26 protein-coding genes are annotated in these 24,369 nt (G+C 68.2%); 13 read left to right on the top strand and 13 right to left on the bottom strand.

Annotation, left to right across the window (positions count from 1 at the left end; translation table 11 throughout):
- Positions 1–30: 30 nt before the first annotated feature.
- From ABZZ74_RS43645 to ABZZ74_RS43685, 9 genes are all read right to left on the bottom strand, one after another.
- Entirely contained in the window at positions 31–1,788 is a 1,758-nt protein-coding gene (locus tag ABZZ74_RS43645; RefSeq protein ID WP_356949687.1) for a hypothetical protein, read from the bottom strand.
- 118 nt (positions 1,789–1,906) lie between these two features.
- Positions 1,907–2,485, bottom strand: a complete 579-nt coding sequence (locus ABZZ74_RS43650; RefSeq protein ID WP_356949688.1) for a hypothetical protein — start codon at positions 2,483–2,485, stop codon at positions 1,907–1,909.
- Between the two features lie 705 nt (positions 2,486–3,190).
- Positions 3,191–4,771, bottom strand: coding sequence for a hypothetical protein (locus ABZZ74_RS43655; protein ID WP_356949689.1), 1,581 nt, complete (start codon positions 4,769–4,771; stop codon positions 3,191–3,193).
- 334 nt (positions 4,772–5,105) lie between these two features.
- The gene (locus ABZZ74_RS43660) at positions 5,106–5,678 is read right to left on the bottom strand and encodes a transcriptional regulator (RefSeq protein ID WP_356949690.1); all 573 of its coding nucleotides are present in this window, start codon (positions 5,676–5,678) and stop codon (positions 5,106–5,108) included.
- A gap of 100 nt (positions 5,679–5,778) precedes the next feature.
- Positions 5,779–7,305, bottom strand: a complete 1,527-nt coding sequence (locus tag ABZZ74_RS43665) for a helix-turn-helix transcriptional regulator (RefSeq protein WP_356949691.1) — start codon at positions 7,303–7,305, stop codon at positions 5,779–5,781.
- Between the two features lie 20 nt (positions 7,306–7,325).
- Positions 7,326–8,591, bottom strand: a complete 1,266-nt coding sequence (dnaB, locus tag ABZZ74_RS43670) for a replicative DNA helicase (RefSeq protein ID WP_356949692.1) — start codon at positions 8,589–8,591, stop codon at positions 7,326–7,328.
- A 174-nt stretch (positions 8,592–8,765) separates the two neighbouring features.
- Positions 8,766–10,298, bottom strand: a complete 1,533-nt coding sequence (locus tag ABZZ74_RS43675) for a hypothetical protein (protein ID WP_356949693.1) — start codon at positions 10,296–10,298, stop codon at positions 8,766–8,768.
- Positions 10,295–10,585 carry a hypothetical protein gene (locus tag ABZZ74_RS43680; protein WP_356949694.1) on the bottom strand — a complete coding sequence of 97 codons (291 nt, stop codon included), beginning with the start codon at positions 10,583–10,585 and terminating at the stop codon, positions 10,295–10,297. Before ABZZ74_RS43680 ends, ABZZ74_RS43675 begins: the two co-directional genes overlap by 4 nt.
- Before the next feature lie 427 nt (positions 10,586–11,012).
- Positions 11,013–11,291, bottom strand: coding sequence for a helix-turn-helix domain-containing protein (locus tag ABZZ74_RS43685; protein WP_356949695.1), 279 nt, complete (start codon positions 11,289–11,291; stop codon positions 11,013–11,015).
- Between the two features lie 147 nt (positions 11,292–11,438).
- Between ABZZ74_RS43685 and ABZZ74_RS43690 the strand changes: the two genes are divergently transcribed.
- A complete protein-coding gene (locus ABZZ74_RS43690; RefSeq protein WP_356949696.1) occupies positions 11,439–12,086 on the top strand; it encodes an HAD family hydrolase in 648 nt (215 codons plus the stop codon).
- A 4-nt stretch (positions 12,087–12,090) separates the two neighbouring features.
- Positions 12,091–12,930 carry a DUF1932 domain-containing protein gene (locus ABZZ74_RS43695; RefSeq protein ID WP_356949697.1) on the top strand — a complete coding sequence of 280 codons (840 nt, stop codon included), beginning with the start codon at positions 12,091–12,093 and terminating at the stop codon, positions 12,928–12,930.
- A 7-nt stretch (positions 12,931–12,937) separates the two neighbouring features.
- On the opposite strand, the gene ABZZ74_RS43700 is transcribed toward ABZZ74_RS43695, so the two are convergent.
- The 4 genes from ABZZ74_RS43700 to ABZZ74_RS43715 form a co-directional block, all read right to left on the bottom strand.
- A complete protein-coding gene (locus ABZZ74_RS43700; protein WP_356949698.1) occupies positions 12,938–13,501 on the bottom strand; it encodes a guanylate kinase in 564 nt (187 codons plus the stop codon).
- Positions 13,498–14,529 (bottom strand): AAA family ATPase, encoded by a 1,032-nt coding sequence (locus ABZZ74_RS43705; protein WP_356949699.1) that lies wholly within the window; start codon positions 14,527–14,529, stop codon positions 13,498–13,500. Before ABZZ74_RS43705 ends, ABZZ74_RS43700 begins: the two co-directional genes overlap by 4 nt.
- 293 nt (positions 14,530–14,822) lie before the next feature.
- On the bottom strand, positions 14,823–15,587 hold the full coding sequence (locus tag ABZZ74_RS43710; RefSeq protein WP_356949700.1) for a GntR family transcriptional regulator: 765 nt from the start codon (positions 15,585–15,587) through the stop codon (positions 14,823–14,825).
- Positions 15,588–16,133 (bottom strand): UTRA domain-containing protein, encoded by a 546-nt coding sequence (locus ABZZ74_RS43715; RefSeq protein ID WP_356949701.1) that lies wholly within the window; start codon positions 16,131–16,133, stop codon positions 15,588–15,590.
- A gap of 446 nt (positions 16,134–16,579) precedes the next feature.
- Between ABZZ74_RS43715 and ABZZ74_RS43720 the strand changes: the two genes are divergently transcribed.
- The 11 genes from ABZZ74_RS43720 to ABZZ74_RS43770 all read left to right on the top strand — a co-directional run bounded on the left by ABZZ74_RS43720 (position 16,580) and on the right by ABZZ74_RS43770 (position 24,327).
- The gene (locus ABZZ74_RS43720; RefSeq protein WP_356949702.1) at positions 16,580–17,203 is read left to right on the top strand and encodes a hypothetical protein; all 624 of its coding nucleotides are present in this window, start codon (positions 16,580–16,582) and stop codon (positions 17,201–17,203) included.
- A 161-nt stretch (positions 17,204–17,364) separates the two neighbouring features.
- Positions 17,365–17,637, top strand: coding sequence for a hypothetical protein (locus ABZZ74_RS43725; RefSeq protein ID WP_356949703.1), 273 nt, complete (start codon positions 17,365–17,367; stop codon positions 17,635–17,637).
- 182 nt (positions 17,638–17,819) lie between these two features.
- Positions 17,820–18,260 (top strand): sigma-70 family RNA polymerase sigma factor, encoded by a 441-nt coding sequence (locus ABZZ74_RS43730; protein ID WP_356949704.1) that lies wholly within the window; start codon positions 17,820–17,822, stop codon positions 18,258–18,260.
- Entirely contained in the window at positions 18,257–18,547 is a 291-nt protein-coding gene (locus tag ABZZ74_RS43735; protein ID WP_356949705.1) for a hypothetical protein, read from the top strand. Before ABZZ74_RS43730 ends, ABZZ74_RS43735 begins: the two co-directional genes overlap by 4 nt.
- Positions 18,548–18,703: 156 nt before the next feature.
- Positions 18,704–19,069: a hypothetical protein gene (locus tag ABZZ74_RS43740; protein WP_356949706.1), complete on the top strand. Its 366-nt coding sequence runs from the start codon at positions 18,704–18,706 to the stop codon at positions 19,067–19,069.
- A 195-nt stretch (positions 19,070–19,264) separates the two neighbouring features.
- Positions 19,265–19,438, top strand: a complete 174-nt coding sequence (locus ABZZ74_RS43745) for a hypothetical protein (protein WP_356949707.1) — start codon at positions 19,265–19,267, stop codon at positions 19,436–19,438.
- Between the two features lie 146 nt (positions 19,439–19,584).
- Positions 19,585–19,770, top strand: coding sequence for a hypothetical protein (locus ABZZ74_RS43750; protein ID WP_356949708.1), 186 nt, complete (start codon positions 19,585–19,587; stop codon positions 19,768–19,770).
- A 179-nt stretch (positions 19,771–19,949) separates the two neighbouring features.
- A complete protein-coding gene (locus ABZZ74_RS43755; protein ID WP_356949712.1) occupies positions 19,950–20,141 on the top strand; it encodes a DUF5999 family protein in 192 nt (63 codons plus the stop codon).
- Between the two features lie 145 nt (positions 20,142–20,286).
- Positions 20,287–21,438, top strand: a complete 1,152-nt coding sequence (locus ABZZ74_RS43760) for a hypothetical protein (protein ID WP_356949709.1) — start codon at positions 20,287–20,289, stop codon at positions 21,436–21,438.
- Positions 21,439–21,632: 194 nt separating this feature from the next.
- Positions 21,633–23,195, top strand: coding sequence for a hypothetical protein (locus ABZZ74_RS43765; protein WP_356949710.1), 1,563 nt, complete (start codon positions 21,633–21,635; stop codon positions 23,193–23,195).
- A gap of 163 nt (positions 23,196–23,358) precedes the next feature.
- Positions 23,359–24,327 (top strand): bifunctional lytic transglycosylase/C40 family peptidase, encoded by a 969-nt coding sequence (locus ABZZ74_RS43770; RefSeq protein ID WP_356949711.1) that lies wholly within the window; start codon positions 23,359–23,361, stop codon positions 24,325–24,327.
- Positions 24,328–24,369 lie beyond the last annotated feature (42 nt).

The following is a 24,369-nucleotide window of genomic DNA, read 5'->3' on the forward strand; positions in this document are numbered from 1 at the left end:
AGGCCGAACGGGTCATCGGGCGGGACGAGTTCAGAATGCCGGGGTGTCTGATCCGGTTCTGGTCTTCGCCACGTGGTGGGCCAGGGTGAGCAGCTTCTGCTGCTGGGGGTCCAGGCCCTGGGGCTGATTGTTGCGGGCGCTGACGGAGAAGAACGCCACGGGCCCGTAGAAGGGGCCGTCGAAGCAGTCCAGAAGCCTGAGCACCTCGTTGGCGACCGGATTGTTGTTTTCCGGAGCCGGGGTGATCAGTTCGCCAACGTAGGCGTGGAGACTGCGCGGCTCGCGCAGGATGACGCGGTCAACAGCCCCACCCCCGCTGCTGACCTTGTCGCGCATACTGCCGGCCGTCTCCGACTGGAAGTCGAGTTGGCCGTCCGGAGTGATAAGCGCGAAGGTCACCTCGGCTTCGCCGCGGCCGGCCTCCCAATCCGCCGGGTCGTCGTCGGTCGCGTTCTCCAGGCTCTCGAGGTCGCGTGTAACGATGCTCTGCCGCAGCGTGCGGAACTGGCCGAGCGCGTCAGCGACGGCATCATGCTGCTTCAGCAGCCTCATGGCCGTGGCATGGGTGGCCGGCAGGTTGGCCCAGTTCGGCACGTCGTATTCCGGCACCGGCCGGTCGTGGGCGGCTTCGATGCGCCGGCCGATGCTGGTGACGCACGCGGCGGACACGCTTCCCGGCTTCAGTCCGGGTGTCCGCTGCCCCCAGGCAACGGAACTGGAGGCCGCCATCCAGGCGACGGCAATGAGCTGGCGCAGGTTGAAACCGTTCACGAGCGCTTCGTGGAAGGTGTCGTAGGCCTCCTGGCGCCGGTGCTCCGGGACGGGAGGTTCGTTGTAGCTGCGGTCCAGCAGCCCATCGAGGTAGGCCAGGGCGGTGACGGCCTCAAGGTCCATGACGACGTCCCGAAGGCGCGTGGGCCGCCTGAGCAGCAGGTGCCTTACGCCTTCTGCGGCCTCTTGCCTGGCGCGGGAGACGTCATCGCCGAAGGCGTGGGCGAGCCGCCAGGGCACCTTATCCACGTAGACGCCGCGGATGCTGTTGTCGTCGTTGAAGGCGAAGTCAGCGATGGTTGCGGGGAGTGCCGGAGCCAGCCAACGCTGGCGATGCAGGTTGCAGAGAGTGTCAAGGTCGGCGCTGCGTGAGGCCCCGAGGCTGTACTTGCTGGTGCTGAGCGGTCCAAAGGTGTCCCGTTCCGTCCGCACCATGATGTCGATCATCGCGAGCAGTGCGAGCGCGTCGGGCACCGACGGCATTTCCTCCGGGAACGGCGCATCTTTGTGGCCGGCGACCCAGGCGCTGGCCTTGTCCACCTGCTCCTGAAGCGCCTTCTTCTCTGCTTCCCGGGCTCGTTCCTCTTCCTGCCGCCGGGCCACAGCGGCCGCCTCGCGACAGTCCCGGCACGTGCTGCTGGAGGTGGTCTCTTGGTACGGGAAGGCATCTGGGCGCCACAGCCCGAGGGCAGCCATCTCCGAGCGGGTCGTGACCGTCGTCGGCCCCCCGCATTCGGAACACAGACGGGTCAGCAGCGCCGCACGGCTGCCCGCTTTGACGGTGCGCAGGACGTGATTGCTGGATCCGAGCTCAGCGACCTTGTGTGTCCATGTCCCAGGTTCGGTGAACGCCCAATAGGCCAGGCAGATCTCTTTGTCCTGATCGGAAAGGTCAGACTCCAGCAGCACCTCAACGAGAGGCTGTTGCTCACCGGGTAAGAGATAGCGCTGACCCTTCGCCTGCTGCGCGTTTCTGCCCTGCCGCTGCCGATTCCGCCGACGCTGGCGTTTCCCCACCGCACCCCCTTGTCAGAAAACCAGGATAACGAGGTTCACTGACACCACACCCCCGGCTCCATCAGCAGCACCTGCCCTGCTGGCGTTTCGGACAGGTAGCAGCCGGGGGCAGAAAACCTCAGTCGTGCTGGCGATGAGCTGGAACAGGTGCGTCCGTACTGCCCCACGTACGGACCACGACGTGGTCGGTGAAGGCGTGCACGACGCGGTAGGCCGGGGCGGCCTTCGCCTGGCGACGCTGCGCTGTGATGTACCGCTCGGCCTCACGACGGTCACGCCGCGGCGTCCCGCACAACTGCCATGATTTGCCGTTCCACATCTCCGGAACCCACCGCTCCTGCGGCTGCGGGCGGTCCTCCCTGATGCCGTAGCGGGACTGCACTCGCACATCCTTCGCAGCAACCGGTGGACCGAAGTCGTCCAACGACGTCGGCGCGGGCGCCGCCCCCCGACGCCGGGTCTCACACAGCAGGCACAAATCGCGCGCACTCTCGTCCACCGGCCCGGTCGGATGCTCCAGACAGCGCGTCGTGGGCTTCGGCTTGGACACCGACTCCTCCAACTGCGCCATGGCCCGGGTCAGATCCGCCCGGATCTCGTGCAACTTCGCATCCGTCGTCTCGCTCGTCAGCTCTTCGCCGTGCTCGCCCAGCACGCGCAAAGCCCGCCCGAGAGCAACAAGCTGAGCGTGGTTCACGTGCATCCTCCCTCTGTCCCCGCCCCTACGCGTAGGACCCTTCAGCGTACGTGGGGCGCAGTACCGCGCAGCATGCGCAACCTCATCGCCTGCCACAGCTCCCCCGCTCCACGGCTGCTGTCCGGCCGCGCATAGTGCCGACCTGGACAGCACGCATCATGCGCGATCTTCGCCACGCCGTAGTCGCGATGGTGGGGGCCGGGCCAGGCGATACCGCCGGCCAAGTGGAACACCTCGGTCAGAGCGAAGGACCGGTAAGGGAAGTCACCGGGAACCAGAGCGATCCATGCCGGCTCGAACTCAGGTTCCTCCGTATCACGGTCCACCCGCGTCGGATCAGGTCCGGCCTGCGGCCGATAGGTATTCACGCCGTCGTAGTCGAGTGTGCGATGCCGGTGCGTGGCAATCCCACACTCCGGACACGGGACCGTCAAGCGCCGTCCCCACCCAGGGATGGCTTCAGACGAAACGCGCACCCCTGTCCCCCGGTTTCGGTGAGAGCAGTCAAAACCCAGCGGTTTGTGGGCCTGCGGCTCCGGATGAAGTGGTGGGGAGCAGGCTATCGGACCTCTCTGACAACGTGCGTCCATGACGATGCGGCGCAGTGGGGCAAGTCGGCCCCGTCGGCGTATCGGCGGCCGATGCTGACGCACGGTCAAGGGTGCGGCACTCCGTGTCCAATGTCCGCACCCGTCTATGCCTGAATCACCTGCCGATGCCACCGCCCTTCACGGCCCCCCGTAGCTGCTGCGCCACGTCGAAACGGTTCAGACTCTCAGCAGCTGCATAGCGGGTCACGGCGTCTTGGACTGCGGCCGCCGCCTCGCCCCAGATCCGTCGCTGGTGTGCGCGCTCGTCCGGAGAATCGAGTTGTTCCAGCCTCGCGCGCTCAAGATCTGCAGCCCGCTGCAGGGCGATCAATGAAGCCGGCAGGCCAGCCTGGCTCGACTCGTCAGTGCCTGCCGTGAGAGCACTCGGTCGTCCGTCTGCGGGCGCAGGGGCAGAGACTTGCGTTCCTTCAGCGGCTGGCGCCGACGGCTGGCGTGACACGAAGGGCTGCGGCCCCGGCACGGGTGCGGCGTCCGTCCGGTGGGCGACCTGACCGGCTCGCTGCGCGACGACTGTGGGGCTCTCCTCATCGGGGAGACTGGACCGCCGCGGCGCCGGATGGTCCGCAGTGCGGGTCAACTCCACGCTGTAGAGGCCGCGGCGCTCAAGGGGCGCACTGGGGACGAAAATGTCTTCGCCGAAAGTGCACGTGGTGTCCACGTCCCTCCCGGAAAAGCGGATGCCCTCTTCGCCAGACTGTTGTTCCTCGGGCTCCGGTTCCTCCTCACTCTGGTAGTCCGCCCAGCGCTCCCGATGTTGTTCCGGCACCCACATGTAGGCGCCGGAGCGCCGGTCCCTGCGGGACGCAGCGAACAGCGGGGTCACGCTGCCAGTGGCTGCTGCAATCAGTGTCTGGCCGACCGTCACCCCTCGGGTGTTGCCCTCATGGCCGGTCCATCCGGTGCCTTCGTCGTCCTGGCCGCGGGGAGTGTCCCATTGCAGGTGAACCTTCCCGCAGCCCGTCTTGACGCGTGCATCGAGGCAAGGTCGTTCGGCACTCGCGGTGCACAGCCACTCAATGAGGACGCGGAATCCGCCGATCAAAGTGATATCTGCCGCGTTGCTGATTTCCCGCCAGGTCAGCTGCCTGGTCAGCATCCAGTTCGACCGGTCGATCAGGTGGAATCTGTCGTCGTGTGTAATCCAGTTGGCTACCAGTCCGGCTTCGGCATGAGCCTTGGACCGCCGCAACACGGTGCCCGCACTGGCGTTGTAGTACTGCGCTTCACACCCCAGGCTCACTCCGCCGGCGCCCACGAGGGTCACGTCCGGCCGCGAAGTCCGATGCTTGGTCGTCTTCTCCACGAAGACCTCCAGACCGGCCGCCTGCCCAGTGCGGGCCAGGAAATCCTTCATGGCCTTGTGCCGGTCGCTCTCCTCCGGCGTCATCTCAGGGGGCGTTGGCAGATGAGCGGCGCGCAGGCGCAGAACACCGTCGGGGCCGCGCTGCTTGCGCACGTACATGTGCGGACTCTTGACCCCGCTCAGTTCGGCCTTACACGGACGTCCCAAGCTCTTCTGAACGCAGACAAGCAGTTCGCGATCCCTCTCGGCAACGGGCACCAGCAAGCTGTCCCTCAGGTCCGCCAGACCCAGCCACGTGCTCCCCAGGCCGAGGTCTTCCCGATCAAGATTGAGGATCCGCTGAAGACCTGAATGGAACACGCCGTTAGCCATAGATACCCCCGCCCGTGACGAAAGCTCAGTACGCCTTCTTCAAGATAGGAGGCACCACTGACATCAACACCAGGCAGGGAAGGAATCACACTCGAAACGCGAACGTGCGTACGATGATTTTCGGCAATCGGCGCCTTCATGCGCGGTGACAGCAGGTCGCACCGGCCTCCAAGCTCTCGGCTTCAACAGTGAAATTGGGGAAGCGGGCCGTTCAAGGGACTTGATATAGAACAGTCGGCGCGCACATGTGGGTTTCCACGCCAAGCAAGGGCCTCTTGAGGTGGGGCCACGGCTCCACACCAGTCGATCGCCAGCGCAACCCGCCCAACAGCCCTTACGCCGCGAAGCCGACGTTGGTGACGTACTCGTACTGGCCCCACTGGGAGCCGAGGTCGACGATCTGGTCGACCCAGGCCTCGTCCAGCTCCTGGTCGTCGCCGGCCGCCCAGGCGGCGACGATGCGGTCCCAACGGCGCACGTTCAGCGTACGGAACTCCACCATGCGCTGGCGGGGCCGGTCGACTTGCGACTGGTTGATGGGGTGGATCTCCACGCGGGTGCCGCGGCCCTCGCGGTTGAGGCGGGCGAGCAGGTAGCGGGCGACGTTCTCCCGCCGCACCGTGCGGTAGGCCTGCTCGATCCGTTCCAGGTTGCGCCGCGAGGGCGCGCGCCGGCCCTCCAGCCAGGCGCGCAGGGTGCGGTCGGTGACGGTCAGGCCGGCGGCCCGGGCTGCGGCGCGGGCGTGGTCGGTGCGGGTGAGGTAGTGCAGGCGGGCCAGGAGGCCTCGCCGGGCGGTGACGGGGGTGGCGATGTAGCCGGCGAGGGCGTCCAGCTGGCGGGCGACGGCTTCGTGGCCCTTGATGCCGCGGGCGCCGTACTTGCCGAACTCGATGTTCCGCTCAGGCATCGTCTCTTCCGGATTCTCGGGTCAGTGGATCACTGTACGGGGCGGTGAGCGCCGATCACTCGTCCTGGCGGGAGATTGGTGCCGGGACGGGTGATCGGCGCTAGGAGGGGCGCTCAGCGGGCGGTGCGGGCTGGTTGTGGCCGACGCCCACGGTGTAGACGTCTTTGACCTTCACCTCGGTCACGCCGCGGCCTTCGTCGAAGACCTGGCGCCAGTCGCCGATGACGTGCAGTTCGTCGGTGCCCATGGCGCGTACGACCATCAGGCCTTCGTCGTAGGCGCGGTGGGCCTTCCACCACAGGTTGGCGAAGGCCTGCGAGCGGATGAGGTGCATCCAGTCGGTGCGGTACAGCTCCCGGTTGTAGTTCGACTCCCCCAGCGTGGAGACGAACTTGGAGTACATCTGCTTGACGTACTCCAGCGTCACGTCGTCGCCGTCGGTGATGGCCCGGTCCCGGGCCTCCTTCAGCGCGATGCGGAACTTCTCCAGCAGTCCTTCGGTCGCGCCGGAGGTCCACGACTCGTGGATCTGAGGCGGGTCGCACAGGCCGTACTTCGGGCCCGCGAGGCGCAGCAGCAGGCGCAGGGTCGGTTCGGTCACCCACAGCGGGCCCGGCTCGTCCCGGCTGCCGATCGGGTTCGGCAGCACCGCGTCGTGGTCCCAGGCGGGCGGGGTGATCAGGTGGACGCCGGCGCGGCGGCGGTCGTGGTGGTTGCCGCTGGAGTGCTCCAGCTGGCCGATCGGCAGATGCGTCTTGAGCGCGGACAGGTAGGCGCCGTTCATGTCGAGCGCGGTCACTTCGTGCTCGCCGGGCGGCAGTTGGGGGCGGGTCCATTTGGGGCGGGCCTCCCAGATCTGGTCCGCGCCACGCGAGCTCTGCTTGCGCAGGATGTCCGGCAGCCACGGGTGCGCGACCACGTCGTAACGGCCGCCCTTACGGCTGTGATCCAGCAGCGCCATCGCATCCGGGATCGCCCGCTTCACCAGCGCCGCGGTCGCCGCGTCCACATCGCCGGCGTACTCCGCGAGCGCGGCCGCGACCGCCGAGCCGATCAGGTCGGGGGTGTCGGATGCCGCCTGCACCCGCCGGCCGACGGGCACCACCTTCACGCCCCGCGCCGCCCGGCCCGGCCGTCCGGCGGGCGCCGGCTGCCGCATTTTCTCCCGGGACGCGGGCGTGGCCGGCGGCGCGGGCTCGGCCGTGCCGCACTCGGCCGGGTCCAGATGCTGCGGGTAGCCCGCGACCTGGTGACGGGCCGGCTGCCCGCACAGCACACACGGCTCGGGCACGGCCAGGACGTCGACGTCGTCCGCGCCGACACTCGGCTCCGCTTCCACCGGGTCGTCGACGGCGGGCTGGTCGGCGGGTTGTTCCGCGGCCGCGGCCAGCTTGGTGCGGGCGCCCTCGAGGAAGTACGCGTACTTCTCCCGTACCTCGCCGCCCGGATCCCGTCCCGCCTCCCAGCCCCCGACCGTGGACGGGCTGACGCCCAAGGCCTGCGCCAGCTGCGCGCGTGAGAGGTTCAGCCCCTCGCGCCGCGCGCGCCGCTCCGTGGCGGGCGGCAGCGGGATGCGGCCGGGCGCCGTGGACGCGAGCAGCGCGTCAATGGCCTGGAAGTCGCTCATGCTCTGTCCCTTCTGGCCGGTCACGTGTGGGCCATGTCGACGAAGCGGGAGTAGTGCAGCTGGGCGGCGACGGTGATGGTGGCGGTGGGTCCGTTGCGGTGCTTGTCGAAGATCAGGTCGACTTCGCCGGCGCGGGGTGATTCGGCTGTGTAGGCGTCGTCGCGGTAGAGCAGGATCACGATGTCGGCGTCCTGTTCGATGGCTCCGGACTCGCGCAGGTCGGCCTTGGTGGGACGCTTGTCGGCGCGGGCCTCCGGGCCTCGGTTGAGCTGCGCGAGCGTGATGATCGGCAGCTGGAGTTCCTTGGCCAGGAGCTTGAGGGAGGTGCTGATCTCCGCGACTTCCCGCTCTCTGGATTCGGGGCGTCGGCCGCTGAGGTTGATGAGCTGCATGTAGTCGATGACGACCAGGCCGAGCCGGGGCTCGCGGGCTTTGAGCCGGCGCAGCTTGGCCTGGATGGCGCCCAGGGTGTTGGCGGATTCGTTGATGTACAGCGGTGCTGCCTGGATGGCGGGCACGCGGCGGGCCATGCGGTCCCAGTCCTCGTCCGTGGTCGTCCCGGAGCGCAGGTGGTGCAGGGCTACCCGGCATTCGGCGGACAGCAGCCGCATGTTGAGTTCGTCCACGCTCATCTCCAGCGAGACGAAGGCGGCCGGGATGTCCTGCTGGATCGCGCAGGCGCGGGCGATGTCCATGGCCAGGGTGGACTTGCCCATGCCGGGGCGGCCCGCGATGACGATCATCTGGCCGGGCTGAAGGCCGCTGGTGAGGCTGTCGATGTCGACGAACCCGGTGGACAGGCCCGTCGGGCCGCCGCCGTTCTTGGCCTGGTCGACGCGGTCCAGGGTGTCTTCCAGGGTGTCCTTGGGCAGTACGAAGTCGTCGTCCTGCTGGACGCCTTCCACGACGGTGGCGATCTTCTGTGCGGCGTCGGCGACCAGCTCGTCACTGTCGCCCTGGCCGACGAAGGCGGCCTCGGTGATGGCGACGCCGGCTTCCGCGAGGCGGCGCAGTACGGCTTTCTCCTTGACGATCTGTGCGTGGTAGGGGCCGTTGGCGGGGGTGTCGACGGCCTGGATCAGGTCGTGCAGGTAGGCGGCCCCACCGATCCTGGCCAAGTCACCGCTCTTGGTGAGCGCGGCGGTGAGCGCGATGGGGTCACTGGGCTCGTTCTTGCTGCGCAGCTCAAGGATCATCCGGTGGATGATCTGGTGGCGAGGGACGAAGTGGTCCTCGGGCCGAATGATGTTCTGGCACTCGATGGCTGCCGAATCGAGCAGCATCATGCTGCCCAGAACGGACTGCTCTGCCGGCACGGCTTGCGGGGGAACCCTGCTGAATCCGGCATCAGGTTGGTCTGGCGCTACAGTCGAGGTCATGGTCTCTCCTGAGATCTGCGGCGCCCGCGACCGGCCAAGGAAGACGGGCGCCGCTTTACTGTCTGCGGCGGTGGGCTGGGCCTACACGGCGGGCTGGCGCAGCGCATCCAGCAGGTCACGGAAGTTGCGGCTCGTCCCGCCCTTGGCGGCGTCGGAGGGGGCCGGGGGCTGCTCCGAGGGGGCTGTCTGGGCCGGGATGCCAGAGGGGTCCGGCTGGACGTCGTGGCGGCACAGGGCGTAGCGGCCGTCGATCTCGTACTGGCCCCACGCGTCGCACCGCGGGCACGCGTCGATCGCGGCCTGCCGCGGCGAGGAACCGGCCCGTGAGGGCCGGGCAGGCGCCTGCTTGCGGTAGGGCAGGCGGCCGATGCGGTGGGTTTCCAGCAGCAGCTCGTGATTGTGGGCCCCGCCGGGATTCTGCATCAGCTTCTCCCGCAGCTCACCATCGAACGCCCACCCGCGCTCTGTGGCCTTCGCCGCCAGAACGGGCGCCAGGCGCTCAGCGGATTCCGGGGAAAGCTCCCACGGCCCCGTCAGCGACATCAGCAGCTCCCGCGCCTTGCCCACGACGGCAGGATCGACCGGTGCCGCGGCGGGCGGCTCGTCACCGGCGGAAGCAGCCTCGACGTGGCCAGCAGCCGCCGTGGGCAGCTGCGTCTGACGGGGTGCGGCCGGGCTGACCGCGCGCACGGCCGCGTACCGGGGCAGGTCCTCGATGCGCTCACGCAGCACCACCCTGGACTCCTCGCGGGCCCGGCGAGTGGAGCGGGTGAGATGCGCAGCAAGAGCCCTGCTCATCTCCCAGCCCTGACTGGCGGCCGCTTCAGCGAGCAACGGAGCCAGCTCTCCGACCGTGCGGCGCCCGCACGCCCACCGGCCCGGCAACCCGGCCAGCAACTCGGCTGCGGCCGCCACACGTGCTGGGTCCACCGAAGCCCCTGCGCCCGCTGTTGCAGCGGAGGGGTTTGGGGAGGAGGAATCCTCCTCCTCCCTATGGGGGGGAGTGGGGGGGGCGGCGCACCCGGGGACGGCAATGCCGTCTGCGGTGTGACCTGCGGTTTTATCTCCGTTGCCGTCGCCGGGGTCGCCGTCGCCGTGAATGCCGGCGCCGGGAATGCCGTCTGCGGTGTGACCTGCGGCTTTACTTGTTTCCGCAGGTCGGGCCGGGGACGGCATTCCCGTCTGCGGTGTGACCTGCGGTTTTGCAGCTTCGGAAGTGGCTGGGACCGTCCGGGCCGGATTGTAGGACGGGTGCTGGAACAGCTCGTATTCGGCCTTGCCGAACTTGCCCTTCTCGTTGGACTGGATTCGCCGGATGAAGCCGGCCTCGATGAGCCCGCGAAAGGAAGCGCGCACCGCGTCCCGGCCCACCAGGCCACTGCCGTTGCCGCTACGGATCCCCTCCTGCTGCAGGGACGCGATGACGTCCGTGACGGTGAAGGGACGGCTGGAGGCGGCCAGGAACATGCAGTGCAGCAGCACCAGGTAGTCCAGGGCGTCGGTCATGCCGGCGCCGAAGACCATGTGCTCGTGGACCGAGACGGGCGGCAGCGGCTCGCGCCCCTGGCTGGCGGCGGAAACGATCTGGCGTGTGGGAAAGTCGTCGCGTGTCACTGGCCGCCCCCTCGCACGCTCAGGCCGCGAACGAGGCCTGCGGCCGCCACCCGAAGCAGCGATTCACGCACGTCGGACAGGGCGAGCGGACGGCCGTCGTCACGCGTGACGTCCCGGGCCGCCAAGGCCCGCAGCAGCGCCTCCTCGCTGACCTCCGGCTCGGGTTCGGCGAACACCGTCGCGCGAGCACGCCAGCGCTGCCACTGCTCCATCAGGAACGTGGCGTGCAGGAAAACGGCGTAGTCCAGGCCGGAGCGCAGCCCGCTGTCCAGGACACGCGCGGACACGACGACGTGTTCGACAGGTTCGCGACCAGGCACGATACGAGAATTGAGGAAGTCGTCCGGCGGTCGCGGAGGAGGACTTGCCGCGCGGCCTTCATCTGGAAGGCCGGGATCGGTTTCGACGGGCTGCCCAGCAGCCTCGGTCTGGCTGTGCAAAAGGAGTCATCTCCCCAGGTCGGGGAGCCGCGACCAGCAAATGTGACCTACTGCCAAGCCCGGAGTAGTGGCGTTGCGCCTTGTGTGGCGCATACTCTGGGTATAGGTGACCACGCGGGCCATTGGCCCACGGGCATCACCCGGCAGACGAGGTCACCTCGCTGCTCACGACTCAGGGCTTTGGTAGGCGCGAGTCGAATTGCTAGGAAGCGGTCCTGTTGTGGCGACAGGGCCGCTTCGGCGTTTCTACGGCGGTCGGGTGGTCTCGTGCACGTCAGCACGCTTCCGAGAGTGCGAAGCCGTCGGCGGCCTCCGGGTGTTTCTGGGCCCAACCCTTGAGGAGGCGCAAGTAGGCTGCCCGGTGTCTCGGGCGCGGCATGCTATGGCCGTTTTCCCAGCGGAGAAAGGCCATCCGGTGCACACCGAAGGCGTCTGCGATCTCTTCTTGCGTCAGCCCGGAGGCCTTGCGGAGACGAGCCCGTACCTCCGGCGGAGGAAGAACATCAGCGGGACGGCTGAGCAGCTCATCCACCACATCGGTTAGATCGGTCATCACTCCCCTTCCACGTGTGATCAGAAACTGTACATGGACTGCAGCTCCTAGTGGTGCAGTTGAGGACGTGTCAGAGACCCCGTTTTCAATGTCTGCATCTCCGACAAGCCAATCTGTCCAGGTAGAGGCGCAGATAGGGTCACTCGCATGCGCCTTGCCCTCTTCGACCTGGACGGCACCCTGGTCGACCGCCATTCCGCCGTCGCGGACGCCATAGCCACCCTCAGCCACGACCACGGCTACGGCTCGGAGATCGAGCACTGGCTGCTGACCGAACTCGCCGACCGGGCAGACCGCAGCGACTTCGACCGCCTGCGCAGCGCCTTTCAACTCGCCGAGTCCGCCGACCATCTGTGGCGCGTCTACGTCGACCGCATGGCGGCCGCCGTCCACTGCCGCCCGGCCGTCCTCAACAGCCTGCAACAGCTCAAGGACGCCGGCTGGAGCATCGGTGTCGCCACGAACGGGGCCAGCGACGTCCAACGCGCCAAGGTCCGGGCCACTGGCCTCGCCGACCTGATCGACGGCATCGCCGCCTCCGGCGACATCGACGCCCGTAAGCCCGATACCCGGCTCTTCGAGCTCGCCGCCGCACGGTGCGGCACCCAGCTCACGCCCGACGACTGGATGACCGGCGACAACCCCGAAACCGACATCGTCGGCGGTGCAGCCGCTGGTCTGCGCACCATCTGGGTCCGCGACCGGCCCTGGCCGGAGCACGTCCCCGCCCCCGACCACACAGCCGACGACGTCATCGACGCCATCGACTACCTGCTCACCCAGCCCACGGAGTAGCCCTGTGCACCAGCCCACCGTCGGCATCCTCCACCCCGGCAGCATGGGCGCCGCCGTCGCCGCCTGCGCCGCGACCAACGCGGCCGCGGTGCTGTGGTGCCCGGCGGGACGAAGCCCCGCCTCCGCCGCACGCGCCGAGAAGGCCCGCCTGACATCGGTCGCCACGCTGCCCGAGCTGCTGGACCGCAGCGACATCGTCATCAGCCTCTGCCCGCCGGCCGCCGCCGAAGACCTCGCCCACGACGTCGCCCGGGCCGGATACACGGGCGTGTACGTGGAGGCCAACGCCATCAACCCCGAGCGCACGCTGCGGATCGCCGGGCTGCTCGCACCGGAGGCCACCGTCGTCGACGCCGGCGTGGTCGGCTCCCCGCCCGTGGGCGGCAAGTCACCGACGCTGTACCTGTCCGGTCCATCTGTCACGGCCGTCCAGCTTGAAGAACTCTTCGCGGGCACTCCCGTCCATACCAAGGTGCTGGGTACCGACGTCGGGCAGGCATCCGCGCTCAAGCTCGCGTACGCGGCATACCAGAAGACGTCCCGCGTCCTGGTGGCGCTCACGACCGGATTGGCTCGCGAGCACGGGGTCGACCAGGAGCTCATCGACGTCGCCTCACGGCGCACCGCCTCGTACCTCTCCGAGCCCGAGTACATCGCGAAGACCGCAGCCCGCGCCTGGCGTTGGGGTCCGGAGCTGGAAGAGGCAGCCGACATGCTCGCGGCCGCCGGCCTTCCACCGGAGATGCTGCGCGCGGCCGCAACCACCTTGTCACGCTGGGACGACGTCAAGGACGACAGCGAGCTCACGCTTACCGACGCCCTGGACCGCCTCGCCCACCCCTGACCCGCTCTCATGCCGTAGCCGCCTCCGCCCGCTGCATCAGCAGCTGGTCAATGCGCAGTGCGGCCTCCTGCGGCGACACCGTCGTGGTGTCCACCGTGAGATCCCAGGCCATGGCTTCGTGCGTGTCCAGGTCCTCACGGGTCGCATCCCAGGCCTCCAGGCGCGCCGCGGTGTCCACATCACCCCGGCCTTCGGACCGCCGCGCGGTTTCTTCCCTCGAGCACCACAGCAGGACCGCAGCCCAGTCGGCCGGGAAGCTGTCGATCAGCGCCCGGATGCCGTCGACCTGTCCAAGGTGCACGACCGGGACTCCGGTCGCGAACGCCGTGTCCAGGCCGGGGCGGTCGATGACGTACACGTTGCCGTACCTGCTGTTGGCGTAGACGACGTCGCCCGCGGCCTCCAGCTCAAGCAGCTGCTCGGCAGTGCCCATCCGGTAGCCGACGCTCTTGCCTGAGCCGACCTTGAGGCGTGCAAACTGCTCATATCGGGAGCCGAGTTGTGTGAGGGCCATGGTGACGGTGTCCTTGCCGGCCGCGGGCGGGCCGTAAAGGATCACCCCTTGTGTCATCCCGCCACCGCCCCGATCGCCTGACGTGCCTGATCTGCCAGAGAGATTGCGGCGCCCATGCGGTTGTCCACCACTAGATGAGGCACGACAGGACGCAAGTCCACGTCGACGGTGGCCACATACTCCTCCCACCGCTCCAGCTTCCACGCGTCCCGAGCTGCGCCGCGGTGGGAGATGTACTCGTGCATCGACTCCACATCGCACTGAACCCAGATTGGCGCCACCTCCACGCCGTACGACGCGCACCGGTTGATCAGCCGCTCCATCCACTGCTTGTCCGTGAGCTCTGTGATGAAAGGCGCGGTCACCACGGCAGAGATGCCGCAGGACACATGGGAGTAGACGGCCTGCATCAGTGCGGCGTATTCAGCCGGCCGGACCTTGGAGCGGTACAGGTCCGTGTGCCGGTCGTGTGGCTGCGATCCCAGGGCAGCGAGCAGGGGTTCCACCAAAGGCCGGGTCAGCGGGTCCTTGTCCACCAGGGGCCAGCCCGTCAGATGTGTCAGAAAACGGGCGAACTCGGTCTTTCCCGAGCCCGCATACCCGCCCACCAGAACCACACAGGGCCGGTGCGGGTCACCGCCGGTACGCCGCCGCTTCCACGCCTCCATCACCCGCTGCTGCCAGCTATAGCTGTCGAAACCGTCCCCGTTCCCGATCCGGGTCAAGGCGCGCTCAACGGCGATGACGTGAAGGCCATTGCGCTGTTCAGGAAGCGGACTGACCTCGAACTTGGTCTCCTCTCCCGGGAGCGCCGGACGGAACCCGAGCGATGGCTCCGTCGCCCGGTACAGCAGGCAATAAGCCCGACGGTACGACGGACCCGGATAGCTCTCGCCAGTCTCGTGCTGGCTCAAGGTTTGGGGATTCGCGGCAGGCACACCCTTCAGACCAGCCTGCTCTGCCACGAGCCGGAGCTGCTCACCCGCTTCCTCAAGCGTCAGCCCGTGAGCCTCGCGGTGCTCCCTGAGCTTGTCCGGGCGCCATCCAGCGCGCTTGCTCACCCCGTGATCCTCCGTCTTCACCATGATTCGGAGCCTAGGCGCGGGCCCCGAAAACCCATGTGTACCTACTCGTTGAAAACGTGTTGAGAAACTCGTTCACCGAAGTGACGAGCGATCTGTGATGTTGCTCAGCCCCCTTGAGGCGTGTGATGGGCCCCACAACGACGGCCGTCAGAGGGGCGCAGTACGTGATCAGGCAATGCGATATCAAGGCGACGCTTCAAGCGAGAGCAGCGTACCCCCTTAAGGCTTATTCGCTTAAGGGGGCGTCGGTGACGTCGCACTCTATGGGGCGCGAGGTACCAGCAAGGGCGCTGCTAGGTGACGGCGAGTCGGTACCGCATCCGGTACTTGTGTGCCGCCTTTGTCAGCAGAGACGCCTCGATCGGTCGATCGCCATCGGAATACACGATCCGGAAGGTGAGCATGACCGGCATGTCCTTCGGGAGTTCGAGGGCTACAACCTCTTCCTCTGTAGGGATCTCGGAGGAGACCTCGTCCACGAAAGTCCGGGGCGGGAACCCCAGTTCGTTCAGCAGGGTAGGTGTACCTCCTCGGATCTTCGGGCGGTCCATCATCGCCGTACCTTCCGCAAGGTCGAGCGGGTAGTACGAACAGGTGAGCTCGGTCGGTTCGTCATCGAGCAACAAGATCTGCTTGCGCAGAAGTGCGCGCTCTTCCTCTCCCAGTCCAAGAGCCAGGGCAATCTCCCGCGGTGGCGAGACGGGGCCCACTTCGAGGATCTTCGTCGATCCGTGCTGCGAGCGTTTCGCAGCTTCGGTGATCCAGCGGTAGGGCTCGCCAGCTTCTGCTGGCGGCATGTATACGGCAGGCGATACGGCTTGCTGCGTGCCGCCTTTAACGAAGACGCCCTTGCCGGTGTGGCCAATCAGCAGGTTTTCGTCCTTCAGCATGAGCAGGGCCTTCTGCACCGTGGTGCCCGCGACGCCGTACATCTCCATCAGCGCCGGGGTCGACGGCAGTTTTGCTCCTGGGGCAAGGTCGCCACGAGTGATCTGCCTGCGCAAAGTCGCAGCGATCTTCTGATGGGCCGATCGCTTGTCCTCGAACGATCTAGCCATTCAGCTGGCCTGCTTCCTCTGTCGGTACTGGAGGTGTCGGGTCATCGTCATGACGCTGACCTCCAGTGGCTCTCCATTGGTGGATGCGGTGAATCGAGTCAGGACCAGCACAGGTGTGCTTGGAGACAGACCCAAAGCCGCGCACTGATCAGGGCTGGCCGTCGCCGCGAAAACGTCTTCGAGAGGCTCGTCTTCGGGGGTGAAACCCAGCTCAGCGAGCAGTGTGACCGCTCCACCAGGAATCTTCCCGCGCTCTGCAAGTCGGGTGCCGCGCGCGACGTGTGCCGGGTAGTAGGAGTCCGCCATCTCAATGGGCTCACCATCGAGCAGAATCAGCCGCCGACGGACTACGGCCCTGTCGGTGGGACCGAGGTCGAGGAACTCGCGCACGAAGTCTGGAGGATCGACCTCCTCAACGGCGAGCAGGCGTTGGCTCCCGCGGCGGCCGCGCGCTGCAGCCTCTTCGCTCCAGGCGTCGCGTTCCCCCGCCTGGCGAGGGGTGAGATACGGCTGAGCATCACCCATCCAGGCGTCATCGCTGCTCACGTTATGCCTCCCCGGTCCGTCCTGACCTGCCGCAACCTTAGTGCCCTACCACTTCATCCAGCATGGAGCGACCCTAAAGCTTGCGGCCTTAAGGCTTATGCGCTTATGGTTTCACACGTGACGCCTCGATGGGGCCATAGGCCCTGATCGGCTCGACGGGTCATGAGATCCGACTGCTCCACCCGGAACCGCCCTCGTGCGGCGTCGGATGAGGGAGCCGGAAAGTGTCGGCCCTCTGCCAGCAAGACCGTAGGAAGTCGTCCGCCTCGCAAGAGGGGGCCGGGATGTGGCACCACCAAACTCCCGGGTTCTCGACTTCCTGCATGTACGTCGCAGCGCTGATGCGCTGTCCGTCCTCCAGGACGCCGGGCTTCCCGTGCGCCTGGCGGGCGGAGAGAGCACCGCGACGCAGCCCGAACCCACCTCCGCACGCGAGGAGATTCCGTATGACCATCACGTCCGCGATGCCCAAGGCCAAAGAGCGGAAGACCCGGACCCGTACGAAGCGGGTCAGTAGCCTCCCCGCCATCAAGCTCTCCCAGCTCCCGCCGTCGCACATCGACCTCCGGCAGCCGCTCAAAGCCGTCCTGATCTGCGAGTACTGCAAGACCTGGTGCCCGATCACCGGCATGCAGAGCAAGGTTCAGAAGCTGGTCCCGCACCACACCGGCGAGGCCGGTGTCGCCGATGCGGTCCGCTGCCGGGGCAGCAACCGCCGCGTTCAGTTCGACATGACGATCCCCGAGTGGCGCCAGGCACTGACCGACGCGGTCAAGGAAGCCTCCAGCCGCCGGGCCACTGAAGTGCTGCCCAAGGCGTTCAGTCCGCAGACCGACCGGACCCTGCGCGCCCGCGCGGAGCGCACCCTGGCCGGACGCATGGCCGACTGGAACGCGGTGCTGCCTCTCGCGGCAGACACCGACAAGAGCCGCCGTACGGTGCCCGCCGGTGATGCTCCCGCAGAGAGCCGCGCGGTCCCGCTGGCGCCCCGGAATGTGAAGGCGCATGAGCAGCGCCAGGCCCAACTTGCCGGGCATTACGCGCAGATGACACCGCGAACAGGCGCCTGATCCCAGGCTCTGATACGAGCGACCACGGCAAGGCCAGCCCGAACAAGCCCGCAGCCTGCGCTGCCCGCCGTCGACCGACCTCACTGCACTGCGGGTCCGGTCGACGGCGGAGTGCGCAGGACGCACTCCCCTCCCTCTTCCCTTGACGTCAGGAGACGCCCATGCCCCGAGACGCTCTGATTTCGCACCGGTACTTCGGCTGGACCCCCGACACCGACTACGAGACGGTCGGCCTGAGCTTGGAAGAGGCGCAGCGCCTGATCGGCGCGAACACCCTCGCCGGATTCGAGCCGTTCGTTTACACCCAGACCCCGGCGGGTGAGCAGCTGCGGACCCGCGACGGCCAGCTCCTCACGGTGGTTGCGCTGCACAGGAGCGCGTTCCGGCGGGGAGAGAGCGCCGTCCGGGGTGTGATCGAGATCGAGCAGGTCTGACCCGGCAGCCTGCGCTGCCCGCCGTCGACCGGCCCGCGCTTTACCGCGGAGCTGGTGGTCGGCGGAGTGCGCAGGACGCACTGCCCGCCGCACATGACGAACCCCCAGGGAGTGCGCCCTGGGGGTTCCTTGGTGCTGCGGGCGCCCCCTTCCGCCCGAAAGGGAAACCCACAATGACCATCATGGCCGACGGCCCTGTGGCCGTCACCCGACCGCTGTTACCGCGGCGGCCCCTTCCGCACGAGCGGACCCCTGACCGGCCGACACCGGCTGGCTCCAGGCCGCACCCGCAGTCCTCCGCCGCCCGGCCCGGCGACACCGCCATCCGCGAGCTGCTGGATGCGCTGTACCGCGAGCACGCGCCGATGGTCACCGCCGTCGCGGCCCGCGCCCTGCGCCCCGCCGACAGCGGCCTGGCCGACGACATTGCTCAGGACGCCTGGCTGGATGCCTGGCAGCACCTGCTGCGCGGCAACGCACTGGGTTCCCCGGCCGGCTTCCTTGCGATGCGGGCCCGGCGCCGGGCGGTCGACCACTACCGCCTCGCCCGGGTCCGGCGCGAGGAAGCGACCGACTACACCGACGAATCCGTCCTCGCCCGCCTGATCGGAGCCGCAGCATGATGCCCACCACCGTCACTGTCACCTTGCCCGGCGCTGATGACGAGATCGGCCCCCGCCGCCCCGGCGCGATCTACCAGAACACCGACGGCCGGTTCGAGGTCCTGGCGCTCGTCACCGACCCGCGCGAGGCCGCGCAGCTGCTGCGAAACCGGTCCGGCGCGCGGTGGGCGGTCATCGTCCGCGACACCCTGCGCCCCGACGGCCAGCCGTTCGCGATCGGCTCCGCCTGGACGGAGTCCGACTACCTGCTGCGCGAGGGCGCGCCGGCCTACGCCCCGGCGGCCTGACGATCCGCCACAGTCCGACTCCCACCCCCACCAGAGCGTTAGGGGGTGGGAGACGGGCTGTGGCTGGCCGTCCGGCCAGCCGTAGGGCGACGGCCCCGGAAGGTGGAAGTTCCGGGGCCGTCCATACAGGAAGCGAGAGTTCCTGTGATCGACAGCATGACACGCCCCCGGCCCGTCCCGGCAGTGCCGGACGCCCACCGCCGTCTCGGGCAGCACCTCCTGGACGTCGTCCGCCGCCAGGACGCCGTGATCCCCGCCGTGCGGCGCGCACCGCGCACGGTCGCGGAGATGCGGGCCCGCCTCGCGATGGTCGGCACCGGGCAGAACGACGCGTGCCCGCTGTGCGGGCTCTGGAACTGCGACCCGAGCAACTGCCCGCCGTCCTCCGCCGCTCCCGTGCCCGCCACGGCCGGCACCGGCATGCAGTGCGATCGCTGCGGCGGCTGGTTCGGCGTCACCCCGGCACCGCCCGGCCAGGCCACCGCCTGGACCTGCAGCGCCTGCCAGAACCTCGGGCACTGATGCCGCACCTGATCCACGCGGCCCGGGCAGCCCAGCACCGCGCAGCCCGGGCCGCATCCACCGTCGGCGCCGCCCATTTTTTGGCCCGCCTGCTGCTCGCGGCCGCCGCCATGGCCGCCGCAGCCGCATGGGAGGCAGGACACCGCGTCACCGACCTCCACCCGCACCGCGCACACCCGGGAAGGCCACATTCCCGTGCCTGACGACCTGTACGAGCGCTACCAGGCCGCGCACACCGCGCACCGCTCCCACCGCGCCACCTGCACTGACTGCACGGACACCGGCCGCTGCCCGATCGGACAGCGGATCTTCGAGTCCTTCGCCCGGCTGCAGGACGCCTACCTCAACCGTCGGCGCAGCCAGCGCTGACGCTTCGCCAGCCCGACATCGCCACCTCTGTCGGCTGCCTGACCCGCCCGGCCTGACCCCGCCACCCCCGTGCGGTGGCCGGTCCGGGCGGCGTCCAGGGGAGCCGGACAGCTCCACCCCTCGATTCCCACCAGGAAGGACCGCTGATGTTCCGTCGTGACCAGACCACAGGCGAGGAAATCGCGCACCGCATCACGACTCCGAGCGGCTACACCGCGATCACGATGCACGCGGATTTCCACAGGCAGACGCCGGGCGCGGACGTAGAGGAAGTCCGAGGCCACTCCACCCCGCAGGGCTTCGTCGTCGAGCGCGTCATCGACAGCGCCTGAGTTCGACCTCTGCCGGTTGCCTGATCCGCCCGGCCCGGTCCCGCCCTCGTGCGGCGCTGGTCCGGGCGCGGTCCAGGGGAGCCGCGCAGCCCGCGCCGCCCATCGCCCTCCCGGAGGTTTCGATGCGCACTCTGACCTTGCCCACCAACACGACCACGGCCCGCCGCCAGCCGCGCTCCTTGTGCCGGCACACCCCGGCGTGTCCGACGGCCGACAGCCCGGACGCGGAAGCCGCCCGCGTCGTGGCCGCCCACCCGGAGCAGGGCTGGTCGCTGCTGTGCAACGCCGTCTTGATCTTCGACGACACCGGCGATCTCCTTCCCGACGGCCAGACCATCGCCCCGCACCGGGCCCCCGCGATCGCGTCCTGACGGTCGTGCCCCGTACACGTTCCGCTCCTGCCCGGCGGGAGCGGCGGGCAACTTCCCGCCCGCCCTGCAGCACGTTTCGAGGCCGGCCGCCCGCCCCGCGGGCTCCGGCCTTCCGCATGTCCCCGACCTAAGAAAGGAATGACCCATGCATACGAAGAAGTGGCAGGTGAAAGCCACGCCCCGCGGGATGGTGCTCACCGTCCTGGGCGCCGTCACCCTGGGCGTCGCCGTCCTGTCGGTGTACGTCAGCTACCAGATCCTCGCCCCCCGCTTCCACGGGTGGTCCGCGCCCACCGTCGGCGCCCTGGACGCCCTGTGGGTCGTCTTCCAGGCGACCGAGATCCTGGCCGGCAACAACCTCCGGCGCACCCGGCGGGTCCAAGTGGCCGGTCTGGCGCTCACCGTCGTCAACGCGGCCATCCCCACCACCGACCTCATCCTGACCGGCGGCTTCGACCTGGCCGTGGTCCTCACCCCGGTCGCGATCATCGCGACCAAGGGGGCCTGGTGGATCGCCCTGCCGTCGCTGGGGCGCCAGACGTCGGCCGCCACCCGGCACACGATCGACGCCAAGCGCCAGGAGGTCGCCGACCGACTGGAGGTGATGGAGGCCGAGGCCGCCCACCGGATCGAGCTGCTGCGGACCGCGACCGGCCTGGAGAAGGAGGTCGCCAAGGCGGAGACCGCCTACCGCAAGGCGCAGCTCAAGACCCAGCAGACCATGACCGAGCAGCTGCACCAGCAGGCCGTCTCCACCGAGAAGACCGTCACGGAGAAGCCGCTCCCGGCGTCAGTGGCGGCGATCCGGCTGCCGGAGCTCGACACCTGGACGCCCACGGCGCCCGCCCTGCCCGTCACGGCCAGCCGTGACGGCTCCGGTACCGGAACACCCGCCCTGACCGGCGGGCGTGACGCCACCGGCACGGGCGCGGGCGGGAGTCACGCCGGTCAGGGCGATGCGGCCGACAGCCGTCACGGCGAGGGTCACGCTGGCCGTGACGGCGAGCGTGACGCCGTCACGCTCGCGCAGCTCGCGGCCGTCACGGGCGTGCCGACCCCGCAGCCCGGCGAGCCGCTGACCGACGGCCAGCTCGACGTCGTCCTGCGGCACCTGCGATACCGCGACGAACCGCCGATGTCCTACCGCCAGGCCGGCGCAGCCTTCCGCGAGAACGGCTTCGTGGGCAGCGAGAAGCGGGTGCGCCGGGCGTGGGGAGCGCTGCTGGCGAACGAGGACAACAGCGAGACGCCCGAAGAGCCCGAGGACGAAGAGGAGCCCGAGGAAGCGGGCGCCTGAACCACCTGTCCGGCACCACCAGTTGGGGCCAGCCCGCCCGCGCGGACTGGCCCTTTCTGCGACTGCCGGAAGCACATCGCAGTCGATGGGCGCAGACCCGGTGAGTGGCCCTGGTGAGCAGCATCCGCTGCAGACCCAGCAAGCAGACCCGGCGAGCACCACCACCACCCGCACCGACCCGAGAAAGGAAGGGTGTGTCCAAGAAGAAACAGCAGGCCAAAGATGCCAGCGACGACCTGTATGGGCAGGCGGCCGGAGGAATCGGCGGCCTGGCCGTCGTCTTCGGCATCCTCGCCGCCATCAAAGACAAGCTCGGCCTGTCCTGGCCGGCCACCGTCCTGCTCACCGCAGGCACGCTGGTCGCCCTCGGCTACGCGGCCTGGAAGCTGAGCGCGACCGTGAAACGCGTTCTCGCAGGTGAGACACCGTCCGGTCGGAGCCATCAGGTCAAGCAGGAAACGCAGGCCGCTGCCCAGGAGGGCGCAGAGACCGTGGTGTTCTCCACGCCCATGGGACAGCTCCTCCAACGTCTCAAGGTGCCCCTGGAGTCCGTGGAAACCATCCCGCACCCCACCGGTGAGGGGCATATGGTCCGCGTTGCTGCACCCCACACCACCGCCGCTGTCATCCGGCTCCGGGAGGAGATCGCCTCAGAACTGGACATGACCCAGGAGGCCGTCAACTTCGCGGCGGTTGAAGGCTCGATCCGGAACGTGCGGATGCTGATCGGCGCTCCGTACACCCACATTCCGGAGCTGCCCGAGCTGACCGGCCTGGACCTGGACGCCGACATTCCCCTCGGCTACGACCTGTGGGGCAACATCCTCACCATGCCGTCCCCTATCGGCAAGCATTTCCTGGTCGCGGGAGAGACCGAGGGCGGCAAGACGTCGTTCCTGAAGTTTCTGGCCTACCTGTTTTTGGTGGCTGGAGGTCGTCTGGTCATCGTTGACGGCAAACCCGACGGTGACTATTCCGACTTCCGGGAGGCCTGCGACTACTACGACAATTCCCTGACACATAAAGGCGTCATGGGCGCCTTGGACTATGTGCGGGAAGTAGCGGAACGGCGTGGCCGGTCGAAACGTGACGGCAACAGCCGTCCGGAACCGATGTTGGTCATCATTGATGAGATCCTCACCTTCAAGGAGGATCCGGTGGAGGGGCGGGAATTCGAGAGTGCCCTGAAACTGACGGCATCCCAGGTGCGTTCGGCGCGGATTCTCGTAGCGTGTGCCACGCAGCATCCGCGTGACGATGTGATTTCCACGGTCATCAAGAACAACCTGACCGTGCAGGTCGCATTCAAGGTCATGTCGCATGCGGCATCAAGGATGATCCTCGGTACCGTCCCGGACGGTGTGAACGCGGAACTCCTTCCCGCGTCAGCCCGGGGAACGTTCATCATCAAAGACCCGCGCGGAGTCCGCGAAATGCGAGGTCTGTTCATCGCCGATGACATGATCCGGCAGGCCGTAAAGGTCCGCCTGGACGCCGTGGAACCGAACGAGCACGCCAAGGCCGTGCTGGCCGCCTACGGGAATGCAGAATTCCTGTCCACGGAAGAACTCGCGAACGCACTGCGCGACTACGGATATGACATCCCGGATGGTGCCCAGTCAATGGGCGTAGCCGTCCGCGACGTCATTGTCGAAGGGTTTGGAGCGGCACCTCCCGTAGTGCAGGCAGGCCCTGCCAGCGCCCGCCGCAAGGGACGCCGCAAGGCCGAGCTGCTCGCCCTGCTCGCTCGCTCATGACCTCGCCACGCCCTCGCACACCCCTCGCTCACACGGCGCGGGTGTGCGAGGGGTGTGCCAGAAGTGTGCGAGCTCCTGTGCGAGCACTGAGCAGCGAAAACACCCAGAACCCAGGGAAGGGGGGATTCCACTCTTGAGAGCCTCTGCAACCGTCACCGCCGGCGTGGGCGCGACCGCGGCCGTCGTCCTGGCCGCGCTCGTCCAGGCCGCCGGCGACGACCCGGTCACCACGGCGCTCAGCCTGAGCGTTCCCAGCCAGTACAAATCTCTGATCCAGGACGCAGGAAATGCCTGCCCCCAGGTCACACCCAACCTGCTCGCCGCGCTTTTGACACAGGAATCCGGATTCAATCCCAAAGCCCGGTCACAGGTCGGCGCGGAAGGCATTGCGCAGTTCATGCCGTCCACATGGGAAACCCATGGGATCGACGGAAACGGCGACGGAAAACGCGACGTATGGGACCCCGCGGACGCGATCCCCTCGGCAGCCAAGTACCTGTGCGGCATCGCCGGAGATATCAAAGACGTTCCCGGCGACAAGCAGTCCAACATGCTCGCCGCCTACAACGCCGGAAGCGGCGCCGTCCGCAAATACGGAGGCGTTCCCCCGTATAAGGAGACACAGGACTACGTCAAATCCATTCGAGCCCTCGCCGACCGGCCGACCGGCGGGAAAACGGTAACCGCGAATTCAGATGAGGCGGCCACCGCACTCAACGCGGCAGCCAAAATGATCGGCACCCCGTATTCGTGGGGCGGCGGAAACGCCAGCGGCCCCAGCACGGGAACCTGCTGCTCCCCCAACGGGCGGTCTGGTACTTCCATCACCGGTTTCGACTGCTCTGGGCTCACCCTCTACGCCTATGCGAAGGCGGGAATTTCCCTGCCCCGCACGGCAGCACAGCAATATGCCGCCTCCGAGCCTGTCAAGCCCGGAGATGTGCGGCCCGGGGATCTCGTCTTTTACGGATCCAGCCTGTCGAGCATTCACCACGTCGGTCTTTACATCGGCGGCGGCTGGATGATCGACGCCCCCCGCCCCGGCACCCAGGTCCGCTACGACCCCATGGACGTCATGACCGACCTGATCGCCGTCGCCCGCCCCACCTCCCACTCCAACAAGGAGATCTGACTTCATGTCCAAGTTCACCGTCCTGGCCAAGCCCGTCGACAT

It is taken from the genome of Streptomyces sp. NPDC006476, assembly GCF_040612015.1.
GTDB lineage: Bacteria > Actinomycetota > Actinomycetes > Streptomycetales > Streptomycetaceae > Streptomyces > Streptomyces griseorubiginosus_B.